The organism is Nocardia transvalensis NBRC 15921, from assembly GCF_000308875.1.
GTDB lineage: Bacteria > Actinomycetota > Actinomycetes > Mycobacteriales > Mycobacteriaceae > Nocardia > Nocardia transvalensis.
This window is the reverse complement of record NZ_BAGL01000004.1, coordinates 197,849-203,968: the sequence shown is the minus strand read 5'-3', so window position 1 is coordinate 203,968 and position 6,120 is coordinate 197,849. Positions and strand designations below refer to the sequence as shown.

At 72.2% G+C, this 6,120-nt stretch carries 4 protein-coding genes; 1 reads left to right on the top strand and 3 read right to left on the bottom strand.

Translation table 11 applies throughout. From position 1 onward, the window contains the following. The coding region (locus ON41_RS03325) for an Rv3626c family coenzyme F420 biosynthesis-associated protein (protein WP_246829439.1) at positions 1-770 on the bottom strand (770 nt) is incomplete at its 3' end. 13 nt (positions 771-783) lie between these two features. Further along, positions 784-2,238 (bottom strand): D-alanyl-D-alanine carboxypeptidase/D-alanyl-D-alanine endopeptidase, encoded by a 1,455-nt coding sequence (dacB, locus tag ON41_RS03320; protein ID WP_051160909.1) that lies wholly within the window; start codon positions 2,236-2,238, stop codon positions 784-786. 145 nt (positions 2,239-2,383) lie between these two features. On the opposite strand from dacB, the gene ppa reads away from it, so the two are divergent. Continuing rightward, entirely contained in the window at positions 2,384-2,875 is a 492-nt protein-coding gene (ppa, locus tag ON41_RS03315; RefSeq protein WP_040744938.1) for an inorganic diphosphatase, read from the top strand. A 288-nt stretch (positions 2,876-3,163) separates the two neighbouring features. Here ppa and ON41_RS03310 read toward each other — a convergent pair whose 3' ends face one another. Further along, entirely contained in the window at positions 3,164-6,091 is a 2,928-nt protein-coding gene (locus ON41_RS03310) for an AfsR/SARP family transcriptional regulator (RefSeq protein ID WP_040744937.1), read from the bottom strand. Positions 6,092-6,120: the final 29 nt, after the last annotated feature.

Below are 6,120 nucleotides of genomic sequence, written 5' to 3'. Positions count from 1 at the left end.
TCGCGTTGCGCCGGGGCCTGCGTGGCCCGCAGCAGTCCGAGTACGCCGCGGTTCGCGGGATCGTCGTCGTTCGTGCGGCGGCGGCGCTCGCGGACCTCTTCCAGCAGCCGCGACAGCAGCTGGTCGAGCGGCTCGTCGCCGACGTCGCCCAGCACCTCGACGTTGTGCTTCATGTACTCGGCGAGCCAGGGGGCCGAGGAGAACTGCACCCGGTGCGTCACCTCGTGCAGGCATACCCAGAGCCGGAAGTCGCTGGGAGACACGCCTAATGCGCGTTCCACCGACACGATGTTCGGCGCCACCAGCAGCAGCGTGCCGTCCGGACCGCTGAACGGGTCGTACTGGCCGAGGATCGCCGTGGACAGGAAGGCGAGCATGGCCCCGGCCTGCACGCCCGCCGGCTTACCGGCGAAGCGGCCGCCCTCGGGCTCGCCGCCGCCGGTGAGTTCGGACATCGAGTCGGCGGCCGCGCGGATCCAGCCGGGCCGGTCCACCACCCGCGCCTCGGGAACGGCGCCGTCGTCGGCCAGCAGGCTCACCTCGCGCACCGGCCCCTCCGCGCGGGCCGACGCCTCGGCCAGTTCGGTGACGACCTGTTCGGCGGAGTATCGGGTGGTCCGGGGGCCGGACGGGACCAGGGCTGCCCCGGTGCGGGCGGCCAGCTGCCAGTCCACGGCGCCGGACAGCGCCGGGCGGCGGGACTTGTGCACCAACTGACCGGTCGCCACGTCGACCACCACCTGTTCGGAACGTTCGGGCTGTCCGGTCATCGTCATCCACCCGTCAGGAGCATCCACAATTGCGCAGTGCCGCCGCGATGGCGTCCAGGGCCGGCCGGCTCGCCTCCGGCGGCCGGTCGTTCGACATCAGGGCGAACGTCAGCACCCGGCCATCGCTGTCCAGTACATACCCTGCCAACGCGCTCGATACCGAGAGAGTTCCGGTCTTCGCGCGCACCCATCCGGCGCCGGTGTGGTCGCGGGGCGTCACGAACCGGTAGGCCAGGGAGCCGGTACCGGCCGCGACCGGGAGGTAGTCCAGCAGCGGCGAGAGCGGCGAGCCGGAGTCGCCCGCTGTCGTGGCCCGCTGCGCGGCCGTCGTGGTCCCGTTCTGCGGCGCGGCCGCCTCCATCAGGACGCGGTCGAGCAGGCGCGCCGGAATCCGGTCGTCGGTGGACAGCCCGCTGTTGTCGAGCAGGGTGGACCCGGTGGTATCGAATCCGGCGGCGCTCAGCGCGGTCGTCGTCGCGGCGGCGGCGCCGGCGAAGGACCGCTCGTTACCGGTGACGGTCGCGATCTCCCGGCCGATCGTCTCCGCGAGCACGTCGTCGGAGTGGATCATCATCTCCTGCAACCGATCCCGCAGCGGCGCCGACTGCACCTTCGCCACCTCCGCAGCCCCGGCCGGCGCCGAGCCCAGGCGCACCTTCGCCGGGTCCATCCCCAGTTCCGCGGCCAGCCGCCGCCCGGCGTCCAGCGCGGGAGTCGGTGTGCGCGGGGAGTATTCGACGAGCGGATCCTTGCGGCCGCCGTCGATCATGACCGGTTCGATCGGGGCCCACGAGCCGCCCTCGATATCGGCCGGATCCCAGCCCGCGGGCCAGGCCGGGCCCGTGAAGACGGAGGTGTCGACGACGATCGAGTCGGCCGGTCGGCCGGACGCCTTGACCTGGGCCACCAGGTCGGCCAGCCGCGGGCCGTCCTTGTAGTAGCCCTTGCCGTCGGCCTGCGCGGTCAGCGTGGGATCGCCGCCCGCGATTAGCACCAGCTCGTTCGGAGTGGATCCGGTCACCACCGAGGTCGTCACCCGATGGTCGGGCGGCACCACCAGCAGCGCCGCGGCGGCGGTCAGCACCTTCGCCGTGGACGCCGGGATCACCGGCTTACCGGGGTCGACGCTCCACAGCGTGTTGCGGCTGTCGGGATCGCTCACCGACGCCGAGAACGCGCCGAGGTCGGGACTGCCCGCCACCCCCGCGAGCGCCGCGCTCAGACCCTGCGGCGTGGGCGCGGGAGCGGACGGCGAGGCCGCGGCGAGCTGGGGCGACGGGGTCATCGGCGCGGGCAGCGCCGCGATACGCAGGCCGCCGTGCCGGAATTCCTCCGTCCACGGCCGCACCGTGATCAGTACCGCGGCGGCCGCCACGATCACGACGACCGATCCGGTGAGCACGCTGATCCACAGAGCGCGGCGCCCCCGGGAACGACCATTCACGTTCTTGTTACCTCGACCTACCACTCGACCGCAGTCTCCCTAATCGTCCCTGCCGCAACCGTCCGCCCGTCGACCACACTATCCTCACCTCGCCAGGCGTTCCCCGAACAAGCTGGCGAGTCGGCAGCCCGGACGGGCATCGGACACAGGCACAGACGAAGGAGATGACGTGGAGTTCGACGTCACGATCGAAATCCCCAAGGGTCAGCGCAACAAGTACGAGGTCGACCACGAGACCGGGCGGGTGCGGCTGGATCGTTACCTCTACACCCCTATGGTCTATCCGGCCGACTACGGCTACATCGAGAACAGCCTCGGCTCGGACGGCGACCCGCTGGACTGCCTGGTGCTGCTGCCGGAATCGGTGTACCCCGGCGTGATCGTCGAGGCGCGGCCGGTCGGCGTGCTGCTGATGAGCGACGAGGCCGGCGGCGACGAGAAGATCGTGGCGGTCCCGGCCGGCGACAAGCGCTGGGACCACATCCAGGACGTCTCGGATATCGGCGAATTCGACCGCAAGGCGATCGAGCACTTCTTCGAGCACTACAAGGACCTGGAGCCGGGCAAGTGGGTCAAGGTCGACGGCTGGGACGGCCGGGCCAAGGCGGAGACCCTGGTCGACGAGGCCTTCGCCCGGCTGAAGGAGCAGGGCGGCCACTGAGGCACGACCGTTCGGTGGGAGCTCCGGATCACGAAGCTCCCGCCGAACGCTCGGGGCTGTGATGGACGAGTACCCGCACCTGCCACCGCCGACCCCCCGTGCGACGATGGCCGCGTGTACCCGGCCACCTCGGATCCGGCCCGCACCGATGGTGCCGTGCGCCACCGAGATCCGCGTCTGACACGCTAACCCGCCCACCGTGCCGCGCGCATCCCCGCCATCAATCTGTATGCGCTGGTCATCGCGCTAGGTGAGGCGGAAATGATGAAAAAATGACGTGTCTTCCACTCAGTCGGCCCGCTCGGCGAGCACCGCGTCGAGGTGTTCCCGCAGAATCGCCATGACCGGCGCCTCCAATTCCTCGTCGACGCGCTCCTGCACCAGATCCGCGTCCTCGAGCTGCGCCACGATCTCGGCCGTCCCGCGCAGCACGTGCCGGGCCTCCTCGCCCCGGCCCAGTCCCTGCAACACCAGGCCGTGCAGGAGCATCACGCGGCCGCGATGCAGCGGACCGGCGGCCCGGGTGATGTTCTCCACCGCCTCGGCCGCGATCGGCTCCGCCTCGGCCAGCCGTCCCGCCAGCATGTGGACGTGCGCGAGCCGGGCCAGCGCGAATCCCACTCGCAGCCGCATCCCGCTGCGCCGCGCGAATTCCACCGCGCGCGTGCACAATTCGATGGCCCGGACGAATTCGTCGCGATAGGCGAGCGCGGCGCCGAGTTCGTGCAGCGCCATCCCGGCCAGGGCGTCGTTGCCGATCTGCCGGGCCAGTTCCAAGCCCGCCTCGGCACTCTCGACGGATTCCTCGTAGCGCCCGGCATCCGACAGCGTCTTGGCGGCGTGGATCAGGCAGACGCATTCGGTCGCGGGATCGCCCACCCGCCGGGCCAGCCGCCGCGCGCGTTCGGCGTGCGCGAGCGAGGCGGCGATCTCCACGCCCATGCGGGTGGAGCTGGCCAGCAGCTGGGCCGCGAAGGCGGTCAGGCGGGCGTCGCCGGCCGAATCGCTGCCCAGCGACAGCGCGATGCGCTGATGGTCGCGACCGGTCCGCATGCGGGCCAGGGCGTAGGTGAGCACCGAGCCGAGCGCGACCCGCACCCGGCACTCCAGCCCGCGGTCGCCCGCACACAGGGCCGCCGCGAGCAGTTCCTCCAGCGCCCGCGCCAGCTCCTGCGCGTTCGGGCCGCCGTCGATCAATTCGGCCATGGCCCAGGCCAGATCGGCGCTGAGTGCCAGCGCCGGACCGCCCACCCGCGCCGCCTGCCGGAACAGCGCCACCAGATTGCGGCGCTCGGAGTCGAGCCAGCACTGCGCGTCCGCGCCGTCGGCGAACGACAGTCCCTGCGCCCGTGTCGATTTCAGATACTCGGGCAGCCGCGTGCCCGGATTGCACACCGCCACCACGTTTTTCGTGGTGGCCAGGTAGAAGTCGAGCAGTCGCGGCAACGCCTCGGCCTCGTCGAGCGGGCCCAGTTCGCGCGCGAACAGCCGCAGCAGATCGTGGTGGGTGTAGCGCCCGGCCGCGGTCGCGTCGAGCAGGCTCAGATCCACCAGCGATTCGCACAGGTACTCGACCTCGTCGCGGTCCAGCCCGAGGACGGCGGCGGCGCCGGGCAGAGGCAGATCCTCCACCTCCGGCACCGCGAGCAGGCGAAAAGCCCTGGCCTGCTGCGGTTCCAGCTGGTCGTAGCCGAGCTGGAAGACCGAGCCGACGGCCAGGTCCCCGGTGCGCAGCAGGCCCAGTCGCTGCGGGGCGTCGGCGAACCGATCGGCCACATCGGCGATGGTCCAGCGCGGCCGGCTGGCCAGCCGCGCGCCGACGATCCGCACGGCCAGGGGCAACCGCCCGCACCCGCGCACCACCGCCTCGGCGGCCTCGGCCTCGGCGGCGACGCGCTCGGCGCCGACGATGTGGGCCAGCAGCGTCGACGCCTCCGCGGTACTCATCTCGTCGAGCCGGACGCTGACCGCCCCGGACAGTTCGGGCAGCGCGGAGCGGCTGGTGATCAGCACCGCCGAGCCGGGCGTGCCCGGGATCAGCGGGGCCACCTGCTCGGCGTCGCGCGCGTTGTCGAGCACCACCAGCACCCGCCGGCCGTCCAGCCGGCTGCGGAACCGGGCGGCGCGCTGCTGCGCCGTGGCGGGGATCTCGCCCTCGGGGACGCCGAGCGCGCGCAGGAAATCGCCCAGGGTGTCCGCGGCCGAGATGCGGCGCTCGAAGCCGTGCAGGTCGACGTGCAGCTGACCATCGGGGAAGTGCTCCCGGACCAGATGCGCGACGTGCACCGCGAGCGTGCTCTTGCCGACGCCGCCCATCCCCGCGACCGCGCAGACCGGCACCGCGCCGCCGACGTTGGTGAGGCAGTCGACCATGCGCCGCACGCAGTCGTCGCGTCCGGTGAAGTCGGCGATATCGGCGGGCAACTGCGCCACCCGCATCTCCTCGGCCACCGCCGCGGCGCGCGGCGGCGCGAGTTCCGAACGCAGGATGCGCTGGTGCAGATCGGTGAGCCGCGGCCCGGGTTCGATACCCAGCAGGTCGACGAGGGTGCGGCGGGTATCGGCGAACACTTCCAGGGCCTCGGCCTGGCGACCGGCGTGATACAGCGCGGCCATCAGCAGTTCGCGGGTCTTCTCGCGCAGCGGATGTTCGGCGGCCAGCGGGCGCAGTTCGGCGATCGCCTCGGCGTGCCGGCCCAGCCGCAGATCCGCCTCCAGCCGCTGTTCCAGCAGGCTCAGCCGGCGTTCCACCAGCTGGGTGCGCAGCCGTTCGGCGTGCGGTCCGGGCAGCCCGGACAGCGGCGTGCCCGCCCACAGCGCCAGCGCGTCCTGTAATCGGCTCCGCGCCCGACCGGCGTCGGCGCTGCGCTCGGCCTCGGTCGCGTACTGCTCGGCCAGTTCGACGTCGACCGCGGCCGGGGGCAGTCGCAGCGCGTACCCGCCGGCGAATCCGACGAGGACGGCCGGCGCGGCGCCCGAATGCCGTTCGGGTTCCAGCGTCTTGCGCAGATGCAGAATGTGATTGCGCAGGGCGCCGACCGCGCTCGCGGTGGCCCGCTCGCCCCAGACGTCGCCGACCAACTCGGGGACCGTCGCCGAGCGACCGCGCCGCAACAGCAGCGCCGCGAGCACGGCGCGACGCTGCTTGGGCCCGAGATCCAGCGGATTCTCGCCGCGCCAAGCACGCACCTCACCCAGCACGGCAAACTTCAGCATGGTCCTGTCCAACAGTGTTCGTTGTGCAG

Coding starts and splice junctions, on each gene's coding strand:
- ON41_RS03310 (WP_040744937.1), bottom strand. CDS start 6,091: ATGCTGAAGTTTGCCGTGCTGGGTGAGGTGCGTGCTTGGCGCGGCGAG.